Origin of the sequence: Caballeronia sp. LZ035 (assembly GCF_031451175.1) — a bacterium.
Lineage (GTDB): Bacteria > Pseudomonadota > Gammaproteobacteria > Burkholderiales > Burkholderiaceae > Caballeronia.
This window is the reverse complement of sequence record NZ_JARUXS010000004.1, coordinates 250,820-272,389: the sequence shown is the minus strand read 5'-3', so window position 1 is coordinate 272,389 and position 21,570 is coordinate 250,820. Positions and strand designations below refer to the sequence as shown.

At 64.7% G+C, this 21,570-nt stretch carries 16 protein-coding genes; 10 read left to right on the top strand and 6 right to left on the bottom strand.

Annotated elements, in window-relative coordinates; translation table 11 throughout:
• Positions 1 to 297 precede the first annotated feature (297 nt).
• Both QCE88_RS31585 and QCE88_RS31580 read right to left on the bottom strand, forming a co-directional pair.
• On the bottom strand, positions 298 to 846 hold the full coding sequence (locus tag QCE88_RS31585) for a hypothetical protein (protein ID WP_309909174.1): 549 nt from the start codon (positions 844 to 846) through the stop codon (positions 298 to 300).
• Positions 839 to 1,198: a DUF3592 domain-containing protein gene (locus tag QCE88_RS31580; protein WP_309909172.1), complete on the bottom strand. Its 360-nt coding sequence runs from the start codon at positions 1,196 to 1,198 to the stop codon at positions 839 to 841. The genes QCE88_RS31585 and QCE88_RS31580 overlap by 8 nt, the downstream gene beginning before the upstream one ends.
• A 270-nt stretch (positions 1,199 to 1,468) precedes the next feature.
• On the opposite strand from QCE88_RS31580, the gene QCE88_RS31575 reads away from it, so the two are divergent.
• On the top strand, positions 1,469 to 1,714 hold the full coding sequence (locus QCE88_RS31575) for a hypothetical protein (protein ID WP_309909171.1): 246 nt from the start codon (positions 1,469 to 1,471) through the stop codon (positions 1,712 to 1,714).
• A gap of 265 nt (positions 1,715 to 1,979) precedes the next feature.
• Positions 1,980 to 3,158, top strand: a complete 1,179-nt coding sequence (locus tag QCE88_RS31570) for a porin (protein ID WP_309909169.1) — start codon at positions 1,980 to 1,982, stop codon at positions 3,156 to 3,158.
• On the opposite strand, the gene QCE88_RS31565 is transcribed toward QCE88_RS31570, so the two are convergent.
• Together QCE88_RS31565 and QCE88_RS31560 are read right to left on the bottom strand one after the other, a co-directional pair.
• Positions 3,155 to 4,132 (bottom strand): GlxA family transcriptional regulator, encoded by a 978-nt coding sequence (locus QCE88_RS31565; protein WP_309909168.1) that lies wholly within the window; start codon positions 4,130 to 4,132, stop codon positions 3,155 to 3,157. The genes QCE88_RS31570 and QCE88_RS31565 overlap by 4 nt on opposite strands.
• Before the next feature lie 104 nt (positions 4,133 to 4,236).
• Complete coding sequence (locus QCE88_RS31560) at positions 4,237 to 7,305, bottom strand: acetoacetate--CoA ligase (protein WP_309909166.1); 3,069 nt, start codon at positions 7,303 to 7,305, stop codon at positions 4,237 to 4,239.
• Positions 7,306 to 7,820: 515 nt separating this feature from the next.
• Here QCE88_RS31560 and QCE88_RS31555 point away from each other — a divergent pair.
• The 4 genes from QCE88_RS31555 to QCE88_RS31540 all read left to right on the top strand — a co-directional run bounded on the left by QCE88_RS31555 (position 7,821) and on the right by QCE88_RS31540 (position 11,293).
• A complete protein-coding gene (locus tag QCE88_RS31555; RefSeq protein ID WP_309909165.1) occupies positions 7,821 to 8,780 on the top strand; it encodes a choline ABC transporter substrate-binding protein in 960 nt (319 codons plus the stop codon).
• An 89-nt stretch (positions 8,781 to 8,869) separates the two neighbouring features.
• Positions 8,870 to 9,799, top strand: a complete 930-nt coding sequence (locus tag QCE88_RS31550; protein ID WP_309909164.1) for a 3-keto-5-aminohexanoate cleavage protein — start codon at positions 8,870 to 8,872, stop codon at positions 9,797 to 9,799.
• 56 nt (positions 9,800 to 9,855) lie between these two features.
• A complete protein-coding gene (locus QCE88_RS31545; protein WP_309909163.1) occupies positions 9,856 to 10,803 on the top strand; it encodes an L-carnitine dehydrogenase in 948 nt (315 codons plus the stop codon).
• Positions 10,787 to 11,293 carry a thioesterase family protein gene (locus tag QCE88_RS31540; RefSeq protein ID WP_309909161.1) on the top strand — a complete coding sequence of 169 codons (507 nt, stop codon included), beginning with the start codon at positions 10,787 to 10,789 and terminating at the stop codon, positions 11,291 to 11,293. Before QCE88_RS31545 ends, QCE88_RS31540 begins: the two co-directional genes overlap by 17 nt.
• On the opposite strand, the gene QCE88_RS31535 is transcribed toward QCE88_RS31540, so the two are convergent.
• Positions 11,236 to 13,491 (bottom strand): heavy metal translocating P-type ATPase, encoded by a 2,256-nt coding sequence (locus tag QCE88_RS31535; protein WP_309909160.1) that lies wholly within the window; start codon positions 13,489 to 13,491, stop codon positions 11,236 to 11,238. The two genes, QCE88_RS31540 and QCE88_RS31535, sit on opposite strands and share 58 nt — an antisense overlap.
• Here QCE88_RS31535 and QCE88_RS31530 point away from each other — a divergent pair.
• The 4 genes from QCE88_RS31530 to QCE88_RS31515 all read left to right on the top strand — a co-directional run bounded on the left by QCE88_RS31530 (position 13,484) and on the right by QCE88_RS31515 (position 19,843).
• The gene (locus QCE88_RS31530; protein WP_309909159.1) at positions 13,484 to 13,726 is read left to right on the top strand and encodes a hypothetical protein; all 243 of its coding nucleotides are present in this window, start codon (positions 13,484 to 13,486) and stop codon (positions 13,724 to 13,726) included. The two genes, QCE88_RS31535 and QCE88_RS31530, sit on opposite strands and share 8 nt — an antisense overlap.
• A 246-nt stretch (positions 13,727 to 13,972) precedes the next feature.
• On the top strand, positions 13,973 to 15,430 hold the full coding sequence (locus QCE88_RS31525; protein WP_309909158.1) for a DUF1214 domain-containing protein: 1,458 nt from the start codon (positions 13,973 to 13,975) through the stop codon (positions 15,428 to 15,430).
• Positions 15,431 to 15,610: 180 nt separating this feature from the next.
• The gene (locus tag QCE88_RS31520) at positions 15,611 to 19,312 is read left to right on the top strand and encodes a DUF748 domain-containing protein (protein ID WP_309909157.1); all 3,702 of its coding nucleotides are present in this window, start codon (positions 15,611 to 15,613) and stop codon (positions 19,310 to 19,312) included.
• Positions 19,313 to 19,405: 93 nt separating this feature from the next.
• Positions 19,406 to 19,843 (top strand): DUF29 domain-containing protein, encoded by a 438-nt coding sequence (locus tag QCE88_RS31515; RefSeq protein WP_309910963.1) that lies wholly within the window; start codon positions 19,406 to 19,408, stop codon positions 19,841 to 19,843.
• 49 nt (positions 19,844 to 19,892) lie between these two features.
• On the opposite strand, the gene QCE88_RS31510 is transcribed toward QCE88_RS31515, so the two are convergent.
• Positions 19,893 to 21,464: a DHA2 family efflux MFS transporter permease subunit gene (locus QCE88_RS31510; protein WP_309909156.1), complete on the bottom strand. Its 1,572-nt coding sequence runs from the start codon at positions 21,462 to 21,464 to the stop codon at positions 19,893 to 19,895.
• Positions 21,465 to 21,570 lie beyond the last annotated feature (106 nt).

Genomic DNA, 21,570 nt, shown 5'->3' with positions numbered 1-21,570 from the left:
AAGCGCAGGGCCGAGTCGGCAGCGTACCTTGCGTCAAGCGCTTCTCAGACCGCGCCATGCATCGCTCATACACGAACAACATTCACCGCTAGGCGGGTGAGTGGCGATTTAAAGCGTTCACTCGTACAGCACGAGCGGAACGCGGGCTTTACTTCGCTTCAGGCTTCCACTCCGATTTCAATCGACCAAGCAGCAGGAGTAGACAGAATAAGATGATCTCGTATGTTATTGAGTGTTTTGGCTTGTGAAATTGTGTCGTGTGCGGGTGCTTGAATGTCTTCTCGTCTAGATCGCTTTTCAGCATAAGCCCATGTAGAGCACATGACCCACGAACAAGCCAAACCCGACGCCATCGATCAACCCCTCGCTTCGCCCTCGGAGGATCACGACACTTTTTTCACTGGCGGTAATGGCGTGTGCAGACAGACCGGGCGCGAATATCCAGGGCACGAGGGCCTTTTCGCTGATGCCCACAATCAAACCCGTGACGCCTTGAGCGATCAGGAAGCCCGCAGAGGCGTCGGCATAGAGTGTGTAGCTTTCGAAGTCACGCAGCTTGAATTCGGGTTTGTGAAGGCGGTACACCCAGCCTCGTCCGGGAAAATCGGTGGTGCTGCCTGTCGCGCTCCCGGTCTTGCCCCGCGGCAGCTTCAAGTCGGCCAGAGGTATCGGCTCGGGTACGCGTCTCGTTATGCCCAGTCCCGGACCGAAGCCGCGATATCGATATGCGTGAAAAACGCCTTCCGGGCTTTTCAGGATGAACCGCCCGCTTGATAGAGCAAGATCACCAAACGTGCCGCCGCCGGCGCCCGATGTCTCATAGGACCACAAGCTTTCTTCAAGCATCGCTCGCCGCCTGCCAATTCAAGTAAGCCCGCATCCCAAGCAGGCCGCCGATGATGAAGATGGCGGAGAATGCCGTGATGTAAATCTCAATGCCCCAAATGTTCTCAATCTGATTGATCTTCGCTAACTTCGGGGTGTCGGGCATATAACGCACTTCGATCCTGTCGCCCACCTCGGTTGGATAACGACTACTCCCGGCGTTCGAGGTGCGCTCACCGCTCTGCGTAGTGAACGCGACTTCGGGATGGAAGCCCCCGGCATTCAGCCGGACCACCTCGCCTAGGACCGTGACGGATTGAGTCTGGAACTCGTACGCTGAAGGGATGAAGGGTGTCTGCGACAGCAGGACCACGATGCCCCCGCAACGGTGTACCAATTGGGTTTGGGTCTTTTGATCTGCTCAAGAAAATGTTGCTCATATGTGATGTACCTTTGGATTCTTCGTTCTGGATGCGCAGAATTTCCGCGCGTGGTGATCCTAAGGTAATAAGCACGGCAAGAGGACTAGATAAATCTGATGCTTGCGCGCTCAAGTAAAGAAATCGCTTTGCTCTGGTCATGTCATAGCGCGGCGCGATGAGGTGTTACCGATTCACGAGCATGGTGATCAAGGTGAACAGCCTTGAAAGAAGGCGTGGTGCGATCACCCGAGATCGCGCACTGTGTGAAGCAGGTCTTGACCGTAGCCTTATCCAGGCTGTTCGACCTTGATCACCTTAAGGCGCCACTCATCGCCACGGCAGACATCCAGCGACAGAAGCGGGCGTCGGCGCGGACACTGCAACGTGACAGCAATGCGAACTCCCATTTCATGCATGCCCTGACGGGGCAGAATGAAGCTGTGCAAACACCGCTGGCCGTGAAGTAACCGAGCTTTCATCCGCGTGCGAGGCGGATCAGTCGCAGCCAGACAGATTTGCGTCGCAATCGGTCGAGCCGTCACTTATATGGCCCCTTACTTTTACACCACCGGCGAATCGATCCGTTTCGCCGCCTAGCCACTCAGGCGCGCTTCAGCGGCAGTCTCCGCAGTTCCCGGCAGGTCAGGCGATGGGTCATCGCGCGACGCGTGAAGGCAGCATATCGCTCATTCCAACGACACGAACCGATCACGACGAGAAGAGGACGAGCACATGAGAAAGCGACATGCCGCAACCCGCAGGACACGCATTGCACGCAAGGCCCGGCTCGCGAGCCTTGCCGTCGCAGCGGGCGCGAGCCTCGCTCCGGCGCTGGCGCACGCGCAAAGCAGCGTCACGCTGTACGGCATCCTCGATGCCGGCGTGACATGGGTGAACAACAGCGGCGGCGCGCATGTCGTCAAGTTCGATGACGGCGTTTCATACGGCAACCGCATCGGCTTTCGTGGCGTCGAAGATCTCGGCGGCGGACTGCAAGCGGTTTTCGTGCTGGAATCGGGCTTTCGTCTCGGCACCGGCCGCTATGCCTTCGGCGGCGCGGAGTTCGGGCGCCAGGCGTACGTGGGGCTCAAGAACCAGTGGGGCACGGTCTCGCTCGGCAATCAGCTCGACATGACCGAAGAGTTCGTCTATCTCTACAACATCTCGGCGTGGGCCAGCGGCTACGCAATCCATCAAGGCGACTTCGACCGCATGAACGGCGACCGCCTGCCCAACTCGGTCAAGTTCCTGTCGAACAACATCGGCGGCTTCACGTTCGGGGGCATGTATTCGTTCGGCAACGTGTCGGGCAACTTCCATCAGAACAGCGCGTGGAGCGTCGGCGCGCACTATGCCGCGAACACCTTCAACGTGGGCGCCGCGTACACGCAGCTCAACAACCCGAACGGCATCTATGCGTTCGATCCCTACGCGATGATCGGCGCGCGCACGTTCCTCGGCCAGCCGACCGTATCCGTCGATCCTGCAACGGGCGCGGTCACCGATCTCTATAGCGCAAACTCCTTTCCCGTCGACAAGCAAGGCGCGTTCGCAGTGGGCGCGGCATGGACGCTCGGCAACCTGATGCTGTCGGGTAACTTCACGTACACGACCATCAAGGGTCTCGGCCAGACCTCGCACATGCAGGTGTACGAGGGCGGCGCATCGTACAACTTCAGGCCTGATCTCGCGCTGTACGGCGGCTATCAGCACACGCGCTTCGAAGGCAATCACTGGAATCAGGGATCGCTCGGCTTGCACTACCTGCTCTCGAAGCGCACCGACGTCTACATCTCCGGCGACTATCTGCGCGCCTCCGGCCCGATCGACGCCGTGATCGGCTACAGCTTCACGCCTTCGTCCAGCAACACGCAGTCTGACGTGCGCATCGGCATGCGTCACTCGTTCTAGGCTGCGGCGAGCCGCGCGGGACCGCCGTTGCGCAAGGCGCTACGGTCCTGGCGCGGGCTCGTGTTGAAGCGCGCGCGATAGGTGCGTGAGAAGTGCGACGGCGACTCGAAGCCGCATGCCACGCACACCGCCAGGATCGACATGTCGGTCTGCTGCAGCAGTTCGCGTGCGCGAGCGAGGCGCAAGCCGAGATAGAAGTGCGTCGGCGTGTCCTGCAATGCCGCACAGAACAGGCGTTCCAGCTGACGCCGCGTGACGCCGATGGACGCGGCAAGCGCATCGGGCGCAAGCGGTTCCTCCATGTTCTGTTCCATCACGCCGATCACCTGGATCAGCTTGCGATTGTGGATGCCGTAGCGCGCGGCGAGTTGCAGGCGCTGATGATCCGAACGCTGCCGGATGCGGCCCAGCACGAACTGCTCCGACACCTGTGCCGCGAGACCAGCGCCATGTTCGCGGCCGATCAGGTCGAGCATCATGTCGATGGAAGCGGTGCCGCCCGCGCAGGTGATGCGGCGCGTATCGATTTCGAAGAGTTCCTGGCTCGTCTCGATCTCGGGATACTGTTCCGCGAATGCCGCCGCGGCCTCCCAATGCAGCGTCGCGCGCTTGCCCGCGAGCAGGCCGCAACGCGCCAGGATGAAACTGCCGGTGTCGATGCCGCCGAGCGTCGCGCCCGCACGGTCCAGCCGCTTGAGCCAGTCGCCGAGTTCGCGCGTGAAGCCGGCGAGCGGCTCGAAGCCCGACACGACGAACACGGTGCGGGCGTCGGTGACGTCATTGAACGCGGCTTCCGCATTCACCGTGATGCCGTTGCTCGCGGCGACGGGGCCGCCGTCGGCGGAGAGGATATGCCATCGGTACAGATCGCCCGCGAAGCGGTTCGCGACCCGCAGCGGCTCGATCGCCGACATGAAGCCGATCGACGAGAACTCGGGCAGCAGCAGAAAGTGGATGTCTTGTGGAGCGGGCATCGGAGGGTCGCTGAAGGTAAGCCCTTCACCGTAGCAAGAGCACCATGCATGCGCAATCCGGCGCGCCCCGTAGAGCGCGCCGGATCATGATGCGCGCAGCCCTGTCAGGCGCGCGCGAGGGCGTGCGTCAGCGTCTGCGCGACCGTCGCGAGTTGCGGCTCGACCACCAGATCGGTGTGGCGGCCCTCGACTTTCATCACCTGCAAGCCGTTCTTCGCGACGCGCTGCCAAACCGGCAGCGGATCGCCGCGCATCGTCTCCAGAACCGTGGCGCGGACATAGACGATCGGACCCCCCTGGTAATGACGCGGCGTGTAAGTTGTCATCGCGACGCGCATCGACTCGCGCACGCGCATCAGCGCGGGCGGCAGGCCTTGCGCATCGGGCGCGACCTTGTGAGCCTGATGTCCCAGGCGCATCCGGACGCGGTCCGCGAAGGCGCCCGCCTTGGTGCACACGTAGCCCAGGCGTGCCCGCGTATCGAGCGAGCGGAATTCACGCAGGCGGTCGGCGATCACGTCCGCCTGGAAGCGCGTCCATTGCGGGAACGGCAGGCAGTGTTCATGCACGTAGGTATCGAGCAGGCAGAGCATCTCGATCTGTTCGCCCGCCGCGACGAGCTGCTGCGCGATCTCGAACGCGATCAACCCGCCGAACGAATAGCCGGCGATCGCATACGGACCCCGCGGCTGCACTTCGCGAATGCGCCGCACGTAGCCTTCCGCCATTTTTTCGACACTGTGTTGCGGCGCTTCCTCGCCGTCGAGTCCGAGTGCCTGTAGACCGTACACGGGCCGCTCGTTTTCCAGCATGCCCGCGAGCGTCAGGCACTCCATCACCGAGCCCGTGATGCTGTGCGCCATGAACAGCGGGCGGCCTGTGCCCGCGCGCATCTGCACCACGGTCGAGCCCGTGGTCTGCGACGCGGCATCCGCGGCGAGTACGGTCGCGAGGCGCGCGATGGTCGGCGCGACGATCATCGTCGAGAGGGTCAGTGCGCGCCCCGTGGCGCGCTGCACGTCGGCAAGCATGCGCGCCGCCAGCAGCGAATGGCCGCCGAGATCGAAGAAATTGTCGTCGCGGCCAATCGGCGAAAAACTGAAACACTGCTCCCACAGCGCGCACAAATAGGCTTCGAGTTGCGCGACGGATTCGCCCGGTGCAGGCAACGCGCTCTTCACGCGCGAAAGGGACGGATGTTCGCGAATGCGCGCCAGGCAATCCGGATTCGCCAGCGACGAGACATTGCGCGCCGGCAGGCCGTTCACCGCGTCGCGGGCCGCGGCTTCGGACGGTTTGCCGTTGTGCGTGACCGGCAGCGCGTCCACCTGAACGATCACGTCGGGCACCAGTGCTGCGCTGCCCTGACGTTTCAACTCGCGACGGATGCGTGCGGCGAGCGCGGCGTTCATCTGCGCACCGGGACGCAGCACGAGCAGCAGCACGATGCGCTGGCCGGCCTCGCCCGCGTTGGTGTCCGTCTGCGGCACGGCCATCGCCTGGCGAACTTCCGGAACGCCGCTCAGGATGCGGTAGATCTCGCCCGGGCTCACGTTGATGCCGCGCACGTTGAGCACGCCGTCGCTGCGGCCGTGCATGCGCGCGGAGCCCTGTGGCGAGAACTCGATCACGTCGCCATGCGTCCACACGCCTTCGTTCGCCGCGAAGTAGGCTTGATGAAAGCGTGCGCCCTCGGTATCGCCGAAGAAACCGAGCGGTCGCGAAGGAAACGGATTCGTGCAGACCAGCTCGCCCGGCATGATGGTGCTCGCGCCCTGGTCGAACGCCTGCACGTCGAGGGCGAGGCTCCGGCACTGAGCCTCGCCCGCATAGACCGGCAGGTTCGGATTGCCCAGCACGAAGCAGCCGATGATGTCCGTGCCGCCGGATATCGATTGCAACTGCAAGGGCTTCACGTGGTTGCGGACCCAGTGAAATTGCGCGTCGTAGAGCACGGCGCCCGTCGACAGCATCGCGCGCAGCGCCGAGAGATCGAATTGCGAACCGGGTTCGAGACTGGCGTCCTCGCTCATCTTGAGATACGCGGGGCTCGTGCCGAAGAGCGTCGCGCGTTCGTCCGCGATGAGCTGCCAGAGCGTGTCCACCGCGGCCACCGGGCCGTCATAGGTGACGATCTCCACGCCCGATGCCAGCGCGGACAATTGCCAGTTCCACATCATCCACGAACAGCTGGTGTGGAAGAACAGTTTGTCGCCGGGACCGAAGTCGCTGTGGAGCCGGTGTTCCTTCACATGCTCGAGGAGCGTGCCGCCCGCACCGTGGACGATGCATTTGGGCTTGCCGGTGGTGCCCGACGAAAACATGATGAACAACGGGTGATTGAACTCGAAACGCTTCCAGTCGAAGCGCAAGGCGTTGCCGCGCAGGATCAATGAACGCATTTCGTGCTGGCGCACTGTCACGGAACTGGGCAACTCGGTTTCGTCGAGACAGACGATGTCCGTGAGCGATCCCAACTGCGTCGCGACGGCCGCAATGTGACCCGAGATCGAGCCGCCGGTGTCGAAGGGCCGCTGGGTGGTGTGCGCGAACAACATCTTCGGTTCGAGCGGCGCGAAGCGGTCGAGTATCGCCTGCACGCCGTTTTCCGGCGCGGCCGTGGAGAGTGTGGCGCCCAGCGCCGTCACCGCCAGCGCGATGGTGATCGCATCGCCGTCGTTACGCAGGATGGCAGCCACGCGGTCGCCCGGCTTGAGACCCAGTTCATCCAGTGCATGCGCCAGCCGCATGACCCGTTCGCGCAGTTCACCGCGCGTGTAGGTGATGCGGCGGCCATCGGCATAACAGGAGGTCAGCGCGGGGGCGTCGTCGGATGCAATGCGCTTGCTTAGCAGATTCTCGGCGTAATTCAATTCGACATTTGGAAAGAATCGCGCCGTTTCGCATTGCGTGCCAATACAAACCGGTTCATCCGATCCGGACCATTCAAGCCCTTCGGCTGAATCGAGAAAGTATTTCCAGAACTGCCGATATTCACGGCACGCAAAAGCTTGCAGTCCGGCATAACTGCCGAACCGCTCGCCGGTGATTTTCTCGAAGCCTTCGGTGAAGGCGGTCATGCGGGAAGTGCGGATCTGCTCGAAGGCGGGTTGAAACAATGGCTCGCGCGCGTAGCTATGCGCACGCTCTCGGATAGCGTCCTGTCGGTCCATTTTTATGCACCTGTATTGGACTGCGTGGCTTTAAGCGCCTGGGCACTCGAACCAAGACGGGAAATCTCTCTTTTTTCCCTGCTGCGCGTCTAGGTCTGTGCCCGGCGTCGATCCCTCAAACGCAGATTACTCGTCCGGAAGGCATGGCTATGTGCGAATTCCCACAGAGTTTGCCGCCGTCGATGAAGGTTACTCTTGCTCGCGGTCTTTTCATATTCATGAATGATCACGCAGCGGAAAGACACACTCGCGACATTCCCGACAGAACGGTTTCCTTGACATCGTTCGCCTTGTAGCGAGCGGAATAGCCGCCAGTCAAGATCAAAGCACGCAACGAAATACTTTTTGTTGGAGTTTCTCCAGGCGCGGGAACGGATGATTTTTGAAAGGACGTCGCAAGCAGGCAAGTCGCCGTCGCCGCCGGACGTTCGCGCACTTTTATGCGGCGATACTTTTATATCCATGCCGGCGCCCCGAACCGGTTCAACGAGATAACCCACCACGGAAAAACGCCAATGAGACATCGCCTGATTTCCCAACTGCTGATGGCCGGAACCTGCGCCGCCGGCGTGGCGTTCGCCCTGACGCAGGACGCGCGTGCGGAAGATGCCAGTTGCAAGACCGTGCGTTTCGTCGATATCGGCTGGACCGACATCACGTCCACCACCGCGCTCGCGTCGGTCGTGTTCGAAGGACTCGGCTATGCGCCGAAGACGACCGTGGCTTCGGTCCCCATCTCGCTGGCCGGTCTCAAGAGCAAGCAGATCGATGTCTCGCTGGGTTACTGGTGGCCGGTGCAGCAGAAGGCCGTCGAGCCGTATCTCGAATCGAAGAGCATCCAGAAGCTCGATCCGCCCAATCTCTCCGGCGCGAAGGCGACGCTCGCCGTGCCGGCCTATGCCTACGATGCGGGCATCAAGACCTTCGCCGATATCGCCAAACATCGCGACGAACTCGACGGCAAGATCTATGGCATCGAGCCGGGCAGCAGCGCCAACGCGAAGATCCAGAAGATGATCGAGTCGAATCAGTTCGGACTCGGCGGCTTCAAGCTCGTGGAGTCGAGCGAAGCGGGCATGCTTGTGACGGTCGAGCGCGCCATCCGCGAGAAGAAGCCTGTCGTATTTTTGGGCTGGGAGCCGCACCCCATGAACATCCAGATGAAGCTCGACTATCTCTCGGGCGGCGACGAGGTATTCGGCCCGAATTATGGCGAGGCGCGCGTCTACACGCTGACCAACACCGACTTTCTGTCGCGCTGTCCGAATGCCGGGAAACTGGTGTCGAACCTGCGCTTCACGACCGATCTGGAAAACCGCCTGATGCAGCCCGTGATGAACAAGGAGCGCCCGCAGGAAGCAGCGAAGGCGTATCTGAAGAGCAATCCGCAGGTGCTGGATGCGTGGCTGGCCGGCGTGAAGACGGTCGACGGCAAGGATGGCTTGCCCGCGGTAAAGCAGTATCTGGGGCTTTGACACGTTGAGCAGTGCGCCTGAAGTCTTCGCGGACCTTCGGGCGGGCAGGGAAAGCAGGAACCCTAACAGTCATTTGGAACGGAAACTCCATGAACCATGAAGTCATCGTGACCTGCGCGGTCACCGGCGCCGGCGATACCACGGCCAGGCATCCCGCCATTCCCGTCACGCCGAAGCAGATTGCCGAAGCGGCGATCGAAGCCGCGCGCGCGGGCGCCACCGTCGCGCATTGTCACGTGCGCGATCCAAAGACGGGCAGAGGCAGCCGCGACCCGGCGCTGTACCGCGAAGTCGTCGACCGGATTCGTTCTTCGGATGTGGACGTCATCATCAATCTGACGGCGGGCATGGGCGGCGATCTCGAGATCGGTCCCGGCGAAGAACCGATGCGCTTCGGGCGCGGCACGGATCTCGTCGGCGGGCTGACGCGTCTCGCGCATGTGGAAGAGTTGTTGCCCGAGATCTGCACGCTCGACTGCGGCACGCTCAACTTCGGGGACGGCGACTATATCTACGTCTCCACGCCTGCCCAGTTGCGTGCGGGCGCGAAACGCATCCAGGAACTCGGCGTGAAGCCGGAACTGGAGATCTTCGATACGGGCCATCTGTGGTTCGCCAACCAGTTGCTGAAGGAAGGGCTGCTCGACGACCCGCCGCTCTTCCAGTTGTGCATGGGCATTCCATGGGGCGCGCCGCCCGACACCGGCACGATGAAGGCGATGGTGGACAACCTGCCGCCGGGCGCGCACTGGGCAGGCTTCGGCATCGGCCGGATGCAGATGCCGATGGTCGCCCAGGCGATGCTGCTCGGCGGCCACGTGCGGGTCGGGCTCGAGGACAACTTATGGCTCGATCGCGGCGTCCACGCGACCAATGGTTCGCTCGTGCAGCGCGCGGTCGAGATCATCGAGCGGCTGGGGGCGCGCGCGCTCACGCCCGCCGAAGGCCGCAGAAAGCTGGGACTGCCCGCGCGCGGCGAGCGTCCGCTCGAGAAGCGCTCGCTCGAACAATTCGCCTGAATCGCACACGCCTGAAGCAAATCGCTCGAACTCGAACTCAAACGGACCTCATCAACATGCAAGTCAAGCAATTCGCCGCGCTCGGCGCGGGTGTGATCGGCAGCGGCTGGGTGGCGCGCGCGCTCGGCGCGGGTCTCGATGTCACCGCATGGGATCCGGCGCCCGGCGCCGAAGCGCAATTGCGCGCCAACGTCGCGAACGCGTGGCCCGCACTGGAACGTGCGGGGCTGGCGGCAGGGGCATCGCCGGAACGCTTGCGCGTGGTCGCGACGGTCGAGGAATGCGTGGCCCAGGCGGACTTCATTCAGGAGAGCGCGCCCGAACGCGAGGAACTGAAACTCGCGCTGCACGAGCGCGTGAGCCGCGCGGCGAAGCCTGACGCGATCATCGCGTCTTCCACTTCGGGCCTGCTGCCGAGCGACTTCTACGCGCGCGCCGTGCATCCGGAACGCTGCGTGGTCGGGCATCCGTTCAATCCGGTGTATTTGCTGCCGCTCGTCGAAGTGCTCGGCGGCGACAAGACCTCGGGCGATGCGATCGATGCCGCGATGAGCTTCTACGCGTCGATCGGCATGCGGCCCTTGCGGGTGCGCAAGGAGGTGCCGGGCTTCATCGCGGACCGGCTGCTGGAGGCGCTGTGGCGCGAGGCGCTGCACCTCGTGAACGACGGCGTTGCGACCACCGGCGAAATCGATGACGCCATTCGTTACGGCGCGGGCATCCGCTGGTCGTTCATGGGCACGTTCCTGACCTACACGCTGGCCGGCGGCGAGGCAGGCATGCGACACTTCATGCAGCAGTTCGGCCCCGCGCTCGAACTGCCGTGGACCAAGCTGGTGGCGCCGCAACTGACCGACGAACTGATCGATCGCGTGGTCGACGGCACGTCGCGGCAGACCAGCGGGCGCGACATCAAGGCGCTGGAACGCTATCGCGACGACTGCATTTCGAGCGTGATCGAAGCGATTGCGGCGGCGAAGGTGCGGCATGGCATCGAGGACTGAAGGAACGACGATGATCTATCGCGACACCGTGAAGGCCGAATGGGTCGATTACAACGGCCATCTGCGCGACGCCTTCTACATGCTGCTCTACAGCCTCGCGACCGATGCCTTCATCGACCGCATCGGTCTCGACGACGCCGGCCGCCGCGCGCGCCAGCGCACCTTGTACACACTGGAAGCGCACGTCAGCTATCTGCGGGAAATCAAGGAAGGCGCGGCGGTGCGCGTCGAGGCGCGGGTGATCGCGCATGATCGCAAGCGCATCCATCTCTATCTGGAGATGTTCGAGGGCGACTCGGCCGAACCGGTATCGGCGTGCGAGCAGATGCTGATGCACATCGACACCGGCGGCGCGCCAAAGTCGGCTTCGTTCGATGCGGACGTCGCCGCGCGCATCGCCGCCGAGCCGACGGTCGCGCCGGAGCACGCGCCTTACGCCGGACGCGTGATCGGCTTGCCTGCGCGCGCTTCGTCCACCGCGCCGGCCTGAGCGCGCCAGCTGCGCAGCAACAGCGCGTTGGTCACGACGCTCACGCTCGAGAACGCCATGGCCGCGCCTGCGAACATCGGATCGAGCAGACCGAACGCCGCCAGCGGAATGCCGATCAGGTTGTAGACGAACGCCCAGAACAGGTTCTGCTGGATCTTTCGATAGGTGCGCCGCGAGATGTCGATGGCATCCGCGACCAGCGCCGGGTCGCCGCGCATCAGCGTGATGCCGGCGGCTTCCATGGCCACGTCGGTGCCGCTCGCCATGGCGATGCCGACATCGGCGGCGGCGAGCGCGGGGGCGTCGTTGATGCCGTCGCCGGCCATCGCCACGATGCCTTTTGCCGATGCCCGCAATTGCGCGACGACGCGTGCCTTGTCGTCGGGCAGGGTCTGCGCAAACACCCGCTCCGCCGGAATGCCCAGCGCCCGCGCGACGGCGTGCGCGCTGCCTGCGTTGTCGCCGGTGATGAGCGCGCTTTGCACGCCCATCGCCGCCAGCCGTTCGATGGCCGTGCGCGCCGTCGGTTTGACGGTGTCGCCGAAGGCAAGCAGCGCGAGCACCTCGTGCCGCTCTTGAGTCTGCTCGATCAGCCATGAAACCGTGTTGCCGCGCGCTTCGAGCGCCTGCGCGCGTTCCATGAGCGAAGGCGGCACGTTCGCGCCCAGTTCATCGACCCAGCGACCGCTGCCGATGCCAATACGTCTTTCGTTCACCGTCGCCTCGACGCCGCGTCCCGCGACCGCGCGCGCCGCGCTCGCCTCGAAGCGCGGCGCGTCCGGATCGTCCAGTGCGGCGGCCACGACGGCCTTGGCCAGCGGATGCTCGCTCAGCCGCTGCACGGCGGCCGCCAGCCCGAGCGCTTCTTCCCGCACGTGTCCAGGCGACACCTCGAATTCGACGAGCGTCGGACGGCCGACGGTCAGCGTGCCGGTCTTGTCGAACGCGACGATGGCGATGGCATGCGCCTGTTCGAGCGCCTGCGCGTCCTTGATGAGAATGCCCTGGCGCGCCGCGACGCCGGTGCCGGACATGATCGCGGTGGGCGTCGCGAGGCCGAGCGCGCACGGGCAGGCGATCACGAGGACCGCGACCGCGTCGAGCAGCGCCGTTTCCACGCCGGCGCCATGCCACAGCCAGCCGGCCAACGTGACGAGCGCGATCGCCAGAATGGCCGGGACGAAGACGGCGGCCACGCGATCGACCAGCCGCTGGATCGGCGCCTTGTCGGCCTGCGCGGATTCGACCAGCCGGATGATGCGCGCGAGCGTCGTTTCCGTACCGATCGCCGTGGTTTCGATCTCGATCGCCCCTTCGCCGTTGACCGAGCCGCCGGTCGTGCGCGCGCCGGCTTCCTTCGCGACGGGCAGGCTCTCGCCCGTAATGAGCGATTCGTCGATGTGCGTGCGGCCCGCGCGCACGATGCCATCCACCGGCACGCGTTCGCCCGGCCGCACGATCACGATGTCGCCGATCCGCACGTCCGCGAGCGGCACGTCGCGTTCGCGCGCCGGGTCGTCGCGATCGCGCACGCGCGCGGTGGCGGGGCGCAGTGCGTTGAGCGCGCGGATCGCGGCGCTGGTCTGCCGCCGTGCGCGCGTCTCCAGCCACTTGCCGAAGCGCACCAGCGTGATGACGACCGCCGACGCCTCGAAGAACAGATGCGCGCCCATGCCGCCGTGCGCGAGCATCTGATAGACCGACAGCCCCCACGCCGCCGACGTGCCGAGCGCGACGAGCAGATCCATGTTGCCGGCGAACGCTCGCACCGCGCGATAGCCGCCCACGTAGAAACGCGCGCCGAAGCCGAACTGCACGACGCTCGCGAGCGTCAGTTGCAGCCAGGGATCGAGTTCGAGGCCGAACATCGGCGCGAGCAGCGGCAAGGTGATGAGCGCGGAAGCCAGCACGGCGATGAGCTCGCGATCGACGCCAGCGGCCTCGGCCGCCGCCGCCTCGGGCACGACGACGGCGGCTTCGTAGCCCGCCTTCACGACCGCCGCGACGAGCTGATCGTCGCTGACGGCGGCGCTGGCGTGGACCGTGGCTTTTTCGGTGGCGAGATTGACCGCGACGCTTTCGACGCCGGGCACGCGCTTCAGGACCTTCTCGACCCGCATCACGCAGGAAGCGCAGGTCATGCCGCTGACGGCGAATTCCGCGGTGCGCACGGCGGACGTGGATGATTCGGTGGACATGCTGGAACACTCCGGTCTGGCTGGGACGCGCGACAAGGACGAACGGCAAATAAGTCGCGGCATTCCCTCACCACAGCAGTATCGAGCTTCCAATCGTGGGAAGGTCAAGGCGGATGCGCAGGAAAAACATGAACGGCGTCGTGCATCGCTGAAACAATGCGGGCGATGGACACCATGCGCCGTCGCTTTCGTACCGATGGGCGTCACCATATTCCGCTATCGTAGTGCCGGCTGACGAAGGCGCGCAGGGGCCGCCTGAACACATCGCCGGCGTGCGTTTTCCGTGGCTTCGACCCGATTTTCGAAACGCCGCAGGCCTTTTGCACGCTGCTTCTTGCCTATCGTCAGCGGATAAGTTAAAACCCGAATTCCGAGATGGCGCTCACGGTGTTGCGCTCGCAACCCGAAGCCGCGTTCCGGTCTGGACCATCCCGGATTTGCGAGTCAACCCAATCGAAAGAAAACCCGGATTCCCATTCGAATGAAGAATTACCGACGCTGGACGTTTCCGCTCGACGCTGCCCTGTGGATGAGCGTGAGCCTCGCGGGGATGGCCGTCCTGGCCGGTTGCGCTACCAAGGCGCCCGATGAAGTCAAGGTAAGCAGCCCCGGCTGGGTGAAGAATCAGGTCGCGGATGCCTACACGTTCGGCTTCCCGCTGGTCGCAACCGACATCGCGCGCGAACGCGCCGGCGCCGCTCCGGGCGGGGCGGCGCTCAATACCTTCCAGCATGCGACGGCGCTGCCGCCGGTCGGCGCGACGGGCTGGCCGAGCGTCGATACGCTGCAATCGAGCGCCTGGCTCGATGTCTCCGCCGATCCGGTGATCGTGTCGCTGCCCGCCGCGCCGCGCGGACGCTATCTCGATGCCCGCGCGTTCGACGCCTGGACCAACGCCCTCTATTCCAGCGCCGACACCACGCCTTATCCGAAGCAGCAGCGCATCGCCTTCGTGCCTGCCGGCTGGACCGGCACGCTGCCCACGGGCGCGACCCGCGTCGAGACGCGCACGCGCTATGTGTGGCTATCGGTGAGGGTGCAAGTGAACGGTCCGCGTGATGTGCGCGAGGCGCGCAAGCTCCAGACCGCGATGCACATCGACACGCTGACGCCCGCCAAGGGCTCGGTTTCGGATCCGACGCCGGTGGTGGCCGGCGCGTGGGGTTCGAGCACGGCGCGTCAGCCGGCGGTGCCGCCGCTGTCGAGCGCGCTGGCCGCGGCGACGCCCGGTGCGCAGGCCGAGGCGCTCGACGCCAACGCGTTCTTCGCGCGCCTGGCCCGTTCGCTCGACGACAACCCCGCCGCCACCGACGACAGCCACGCGATGAGCGGGCTTGCCGACCTGGGCGTGAAGCCAGGCGAGCCGGTGCAGTTCAAGAAGACGGATGCGCCGCTGCTCGATTCGGGCCTGAGCGCCGCGCGTGAACGGCTTGCGACCGTGCCGTCGAATGCGCTGACGAAGAACGGCTGGACCTGGTTCGGCGACGGCGTCGGCGTCTACGGCACCGACTACACGCTGCGCGCGTACCTTGCGCGCCGTCAGGTTGCGACGAGCACGAAGGAGGGCGAGGTGAAGCCGGTCGCCCGGACTGACAGCGAGGGTCACGCGCTGAACGGCGCGAACCAGTACACGCTGCACTTCACGCCCGACGCGTTGCCGCCGGTGCGCGGCTTCTGGACGCTCACCGCCTATACGAAGGACGGCGCGCTCGCGAATGGCAAGCTGCCGCGCCTGTCGATCTCGGAGCGCGACCGGCTGAGAAAGAACCGCGACGGCTCCTTCGACGTGATCCTCTCGGCGAAATCGCCGGGACGCGCGCACGCCGCGAACTGGCTGCCGGTGCCGCAAGGCGACTTTCAGCTCGCGCTGCGGCTCTATGCACCGAAGCCGCAGGCGAGCGACGGTTCATGGGCGCCGCCTTCGGTCGATCGCGAGTAAAACTCGGGACGCGGTCATGAACCGCCACGCACAAAGGCCGCGATCCGTCGCGGCCTTTGTGCTTCTGAAGCGCGCAAGAGGGAACGTTTGCGGGCCATGCCGTCGTATACTCGGGCTTCACTTATCCGGGACGGCGAGCTCGAGCGGCGCTCATGCGGCACGCTTGCCGCCGCGCATCGAATGTCAAGCATCGGCAAGTCTTCTCTCGTGTCCGCCGGCCAGACCCTGCGTGGCGTCGTGCAGGCGCGGCGCACGCGGCGCATCTTCATCGGGCTGGTGATCGCGCTGCTGGTCATCGGCGCGCTTGGGTTCTTCGTCGCGCCGCCGGTCATCCGGCATGTCGCCGAGCAGCAACTCGCAAAGCAGCTCGACCGGCCCGTCACCATCCGGCGCATCTCGCTCAATCCCTACACGCTCGACTTCGAAGCCGATGGCGTGCATATCGGCGAGTCGCCCGCCAATCTCGCGAAGGCGCCGGGCAGCCCGGCCGATTTCATCGACGTCTCGCGTCTCGTCGTGCGTACCTCGTGGGCGTCCGTCATCAAGTTCGCGCCGGTCGTCAACGAGTTGAAGATCGATTCGCCGCGTATCCACGTCGTGCGCTACGACGGCGAGCATTTCAATTTCTCCGATCTCATCGAGAAGTTCTCGAAGCCATCGGCCGAGCCTTCGAAGAAGCCGGCGCGCTTTTCGGTGTCCAACATCCGTCTGGAAAACGGCCAGATCACGTTCGATGACCGCCTGCTCGACGCGAAGCATGTCATCGACCGCTTCGCGCTCGGCATTCCGTTCATCGCGACCCTGCCGTCCGCCACGGACATCTTCGTGACGCCGCTGTTGCAGGCGCGTATCGACGGTTCGCCGCTGGTCGTGAAGGGACGCACGAAGCCGTTTGCGCAGTCGCGGGAGTCGGAGATCGCGCTGACGCTGGACGGCCTCGACGTGCCGCAACTGGCGTCCTATGCGCCGGCGTCGGTGCCGGTCGCGGTGAAGAGCGGCAAGCTGTCCACCGACCTCAACGTCAGCTTCTCGATTGCCGGCGACGCGCCGACGATCCGCATCGCCGGCACCGCCGATCTCGCCGATCTCGCCGTCACCGACAAAGCGAACGCACCGCTGGTCGCCGCGCGCGCGCTGCATGTGAAGATCGCCGACGCCGAGCCGCTGCGCGATATCTATCATCTGGACGAAGTGACGCTCGCGAATCCCGACGTGCATCTCGCGCGCGATGCGTCCGGCCAGTTGAACGTGCAGAAGCTGGCAGGCGGGACGTCTCAGGCAACGCCGCCGGCGAAAGCGCCCGCGCCCGCCGCAGAGCCGGCAAAGGACGCAGCGCCGCTCGACTTGTCCATCCGCCATCTGGCGATTGAAGACGGCAGGATCGCCCTCGACGATCAACTGCTGAAACAGCGCGTACAAGGCGCGCTGACCGGCTTTGGCGTGACGCTCGACGGCTTCTCCACGCTCGCGAAAACGCCCGCCACCTACACGCTGAAGACGGCCTTCGACCACGGCGGCGCGCTCGACGTCTCCGGCCGCGTGACGCTCGCCGCCAAACAGGCCGACGCGAAGATCGGCCTGAACGCGTTCGCGCTGCCGCCGTTGCAGCCTTATCTGTCGAACCTGATGGCGGCGCGTGTGACGAGCGGCACGCTCGGCGCGACGCTGCCCGTTTCGGTCGACTGGAGCAAGCCGGACGGCGGCGTGCAGGTCGGCGCGGGCGAGGTCAGGCTCGACGCCGTGACGCTCGCCCCCACGGCGCAGGGCGTCGCGCCGGTGAAGCTGGCTTCCGCGCAGGCGAAGATCGCAAAAGTGGATGTGGCGGCGCGCCAGGCGTCGCTCGACAGCGTACAAGTGAACGGCCTCGCGCTCGACGCGACGCGCCGCAAGGACGGCAGTATCGATCTGGCGGCGCTCGCCGGTCCGCACGAGGCCGCGCCGGAGTCCACCGCGACGCGCAAGATCCAGAAGGCGCAGGAAGCGGGTCCGGCGTGGCATTACCAGATCGGACAGATCGCGGTCGAGAACGCCTCGGCCAGCTTCACCGACGAGACGCTCGCGCGCCCGATGAAACTCCAGGTCGCGCCGCTCGCGCTCAACGTGAAGCAGTTCAGCGACGACCTGACCCGGCCGCTCAACGTGGACGGCAAGCTGACGCTCAATGGCCGGGGCACGCTCGCGCTCGGCGGCAACGTCACGTTGAGCCCGCTCAAGCTGGCGCTGCATGTCAAGGGCGATCAGGTGGACGTGTCCGCGTTCGAGCCGTATTTCGGCGACAAGCTCAACGTCGACGTGGCCAGCGCGAATGCCAACGCGAACGGCGACCTGACGCTGTCCGGCAGCGGCAAGACACTCGCGGCAACCTACAAGGGCGACGCGTCGCTGACGGACGTGCGCATGATCGACAAGCTGACCAACGACCGCTTCGCCGGCTGGAAGCTGCTCGGGCTGACCAACATGAAGGTGAGCTACGACGAGCGCGGCACGGACGTCGAGGCGGCGCGCGTGACTTTCGCGAACTTCTACGGCCGCGTGCTGCTCGACGCGCAAGGCAAGCTGAACCTGAAGGGCGTGGTGGCCAACGAGAACGGCGCGACGCAGCCGGTCACGCGCGAGAAGGTCAAGGCCGCGCCGCCGGCCGCCGCGAGCGCAGCAGCGGCGCCGAAGGCCGCTGAAAAGGCCGGGCCGCCGGTGAACCTGCGCTTCGGGCAACTCGTGCTGCAGAACGGCCGCGTCACCTACACCGACAACTTTATCAAGCCTAACTACACGGCGAATCTCGTCGCGATCAATGGCACGATCGGTGCGTTCGGCACGCATTCGACGACGCCCGCGCCCGTCGACGTCACGGCGAAGCTCGCGGCGAACGGACCGGTGTCGATCAAGGGGCAGGTGAATCCGCTGATCGACAAACCGGCGCTCGACCTGACGGCGAGTGCGCATGACGTCGAACTGACGAACCTGACGCCGTATTCATCGAAGTACGCGGGCTATCCGATCACGAAGGGCAAGCTGAACGTCGACCTGCACTACATGCTCGCCGACAACAAACTGTCGGCGAACAATCACCTGTTCATCGATCAGCTGACTTTCGGCGATCACGTCGACAATTCGACGGCGACCAGGCTGCCGGTCCGGCTCGCGGTGTCGCTGCTGAAAAATTCTCGCGGCGAAATTGACGTGAATATTCCGATTTCCGGTTCGCTGGACAATCCGGAGTTTTCAATCGGCGGGCTCGTGTGGCAGGCTATTCTCAACCTGGTCCAGAAGGCGGTGACGGCGCCGTTCACGCTGCTTGCGCATGCGTTCGGCGGGGGCAGCGGGGCGGACCTCAACTACATCGAGTTCAATGCGGGCTCGGCGGACCTGACCGATGCCGCGCAGAAGAAGCTCGAAACCATTGCGAAGGCGCTGGTGGACAAGCCTTCTGTGCGCGTGGACGTGACGGGCCGCGTGGACCCGAAGGTGGACGAGCCGGCGTTGCGCTCGGCGTGGGTGGACGCCCAGGTCAAGCGCGCGAAGGTGCGCGACATGGCGGGCAATGGCGAAAACGTGGACTGGAATGCGATCAAGGTGTCGGATGCGGATTACGACAAGTATTTGACCAAGGTCTACAAGTCGGCGGATTTCAAGAAGCCGACCAACTTCATCGGCATGACGAAGTCGCTGCCGGATGACGACATGAAAGCCGCGTTGACCAGGAACGCGCCGGTGGACGAGGGCGCGTTGCGCGAGCTCGCACAACAGCGGGCGCAGGCGGTGCAGGAGTACTTCGACGGGAAGATCGACAGCAAGCGGGTTTTCGTCGTGGCGCCGAAGCTGAACGCGGATGACGTCAAGGACAAGAGCACGGGCAGCAGGGTGGATCTGGGCCTGAAGTGACGTGTGCTGGCCGTTTGGACGATCTGGATGAACAAGGATAGCGAAACTAATATCGGCGATACCGGGAATCAGGAAGAGAACGGGAGTCAGCCGATGGGAACACCGTATGAGAAGGACGTGGTGGCGTGGGCCAGGGAACAGGCTGCGTTACTGCGTGCGGGAAAGCTTGCGGCCATCGATATCGAGCATATCGCAGAGGAAATCGAGGCCGTGGGAAGGAGCGAGCAGAGAGAGTTCGCGAGCAGGATGTCGATCCTGCTCGCGCATTTGTTGAAATGGCAATGTCAGCCGGAGCGGCGTGGAAGCAGTTGGACAAACACCATTCGTACGCAGCGGCAGTCGATTGGCCGCCGGCTCAGGAGAACGTTGAGCCTCAGGCCGATGCTCGACGACGAAGAATGGATCGCGGAAATGTGGGACGACGCGAGCGAAAAAGCGGCCAACGAAATGCGCGTCGCCATCCCGGAGTTGCCGCTGCTGTGCCCCTGGCCGATGACACGGGTGTTGTCGGCGGACTTTCTTCCCGATTAGCGGCTGGGTCATTGGCCCGGCGGGCAGCGGTTTGTTCCGCCGCCCGTCCTCAATGCGCCCCCGAAGCTGCCCCGCCGCCACCACCCTTCGCCACCTTCGTGATCCAGATCAGCGGGATGATCAGAATGAAGATCACCGCCGAGATCAGGAAGATATCGTTGAGGCCCATCATCGCGGCCTGCGAATTCACCGTGAAGTTGAACAGGCCGCGCGCCTGCGCCTCGCCGACATCGAGCGTCGCCTGGGACGCGCCGAGCGAGTGCAGGAAAGTCGGGTTATAGATGTTCGCCTGCTCCGTCAGCCGTTCGTGATGCAGCGCGATGCGGTCGTCCCACGCATTGCCCGCGAGCGACGTGCCCACCGCGCCGCAGAACACGCGCGCGAAGTTCGACAGCCCCGCTGCAGCGGGAATCTTCGAAGGCGGCAGCCCTGACAGCACGATCGCCGTGAGCGGCACGAAGAACATGGCCATCGGAATGCCTTGCAGCAGCGTCGGCAGCACGAGATGCCAGGTGTCGATCTCGATCACGTATTTCGAGCGCAGCCAGAAGACGAACGCGAAGCCGATGAACGCCATCGTCGCGATGATGCGCGCGTCGCTGCGCGGCAGCACCTTGCCCATGACGGGCGCCAGGATCACCGCGAAGATGCCGAGCGGCGCGGTGACCAGGCCGGCATCGACGGAACGGTAGTTCAGGTATTGCTGCATCCACTGCGGCAGCAGTACGAGGTTGCCGAAGAACACCCCGTAGGCCACGGAGATCGCCACCGTGCCGCCAAAGAAATTGCGTCCGGCGAACAGCCGCAGATCCACCACGGGATTCGGGTCCGTCAACTCCCACACCACGAAGAACGCGAACGCAATCGCCGCGACAATCGCCAGCCCGACGATCAGCGGCGATGAGAACCAGTCGAGGTCGCGTCCCTTGTCCAGCATGATCTGCAGCGAAGCGACCCAGGTCACGAGCAGCAACAGGCCGATCACGTCGATCGGCGCCTTGCGCGTCGCCGACTCGCGGTCGCGGTAGATCATCCACGTCACACCCGCCGCGAAGATGCCCACCGGAATGTTGATGTAGAAAATCCACGACCAGGAATAGCTGTCCGTGATCCAGCCGCCGAGCGCGGGCCCGGCGATCGGCCCGACGGTCGCGGTCATCGCCCAGAGCGAGAGCGCCATCGAGGATTTCTCCTTCGGATACGAGCCGAGCAGGATGGCCTGGGAGAGCGGAATCAGCGGCCCGGCGACCGCACCTTGCAGGATGCGCGCGAACAGCAGCACGGGAAGATTCGGCGCGAGGCCGCAGAGCCATGACGACAACACGAACATCAGGATCGCGCCGACGAACAGATGGATCTGCCCGAGCCGCTGCGTGAGCCAGCCGGTCAACGGGATCGACACCGCGTTCGACGCGGCAAACACGGTGATGACCCACGTGCCCTCGTTGACGGACACGCCGAGGTTGCCGGAGATGGTCGGGATCGCGACGTTGGCGATGGACGAGTCCAGCACGTTCATGAACGTGGCGAGCGCCACGGCGAAGGTGGCAAGCACGAGTTTGCCGCCTTCGAGCGGCGGGGGTGGGGCGGGCGCGGGACGGGGCGTCGTCGGTGTGCTCATGCGGCTCGGATTCGGGGGGACGATGGATCGAGCCGACAGTGTGCCTGTGCTTAATAAATGTTGCTGAGCCAAATGGCCGAGGGCGGCGGAAGAATCCTGGATCTCA

Bases quoted from the DNA above. Each gene is read 5' to 3' on its own strand.
- QCE88_RS31585 (WP_309909174.1), bottom strand. From the start codon at position 846: ATGCTTGAAGAAAGCTTGTGGTCCTATGAGACATCGGGCGCCGGCGGC.
- QCE88_RS31570 (WP_309909169.1), top strand. From the start codon at position 1,980: ATGAGAAAGCGACATGCCGCAACCCGCAGGACACGCATTGCACGCAAG.
- QCE88_RS31565 (WP_309909168.1), bottom strand. From the start codon at position 4,132: ATGCCCGCTCCACAAGACATCCACTTTCTGCTGCTGCCCGAGTTCTCG.
- QCE88_RS31560 (WP_309909166.1), bottom strand. From the start codon at position 7,305: ATGGACCGACAGGACGCTATCCGAGAGCGTGCGCATAGCTACGCGCGC.
- QCE88_RS31555 (WP_309909165.1), top strand. From the start codon at position 7,821: ATGAGACATCGCCTGATTTCCCAACTGCTGATGGCCGGAACCTGCGCC.
- QCE88_RS31550 (WP_309909164.1), top strand. From the start codon at position 8,870: ATGAACCATGAAGTCATCGTGACCTGCGCGGTCACCGGCGCCGGCGAT.
- QCE88_RS31545 (WP_309909163.1), top strand. From the start codon at position 9,856: ATGCAAGTCAAGCAATTCGCCGCGCTCGGCGCGGGTGTGATCGGCAGC.
- QCE88_RS31540 (WP_309909161.1), top strand. From the start codon at position 10,787: ATGGCATCGAGGACTGAAGGAACGACGATGATCTATCGCGACACCGTG.
- QCE88_RS31535 (WP_309909160.1), bottom strand. From the start codon at position 13,491: ATGTCCACCGAATCATCCACGTCCGCCGTGCGCACCGCGGAATTCGCC.
- QCE88_RS31525 (WP_309909158.1), top strand. From the start codon at position 13,973: ATGAAGAATTACCGACGCTGGACGTTTCCGCTCGACGCTGCCCTGTGG.
- QCE88_RS31520 (WP_309909157.1), top strand. From the start codon at position 15,611: ATGTCAAGCATCGGCAAGTCTTCTCTCGTGTCCGCCGGCCAGACCCTG.
- QCE88_RS31515 (WP_309910963.1), top strand. From the start codon at position 19,406: ATGGGAACACCGTATGAGAAGGACGTGGTGGCGTGGGCCAGGGAACAG.
- QCE88_RS31510 (WP_309909156.1), bottom strand. From the start codon at position 21,464: ATGAGCACACCGACGACGCCCCGTCCCGCGCCCGCCCCACCCCCGCCG.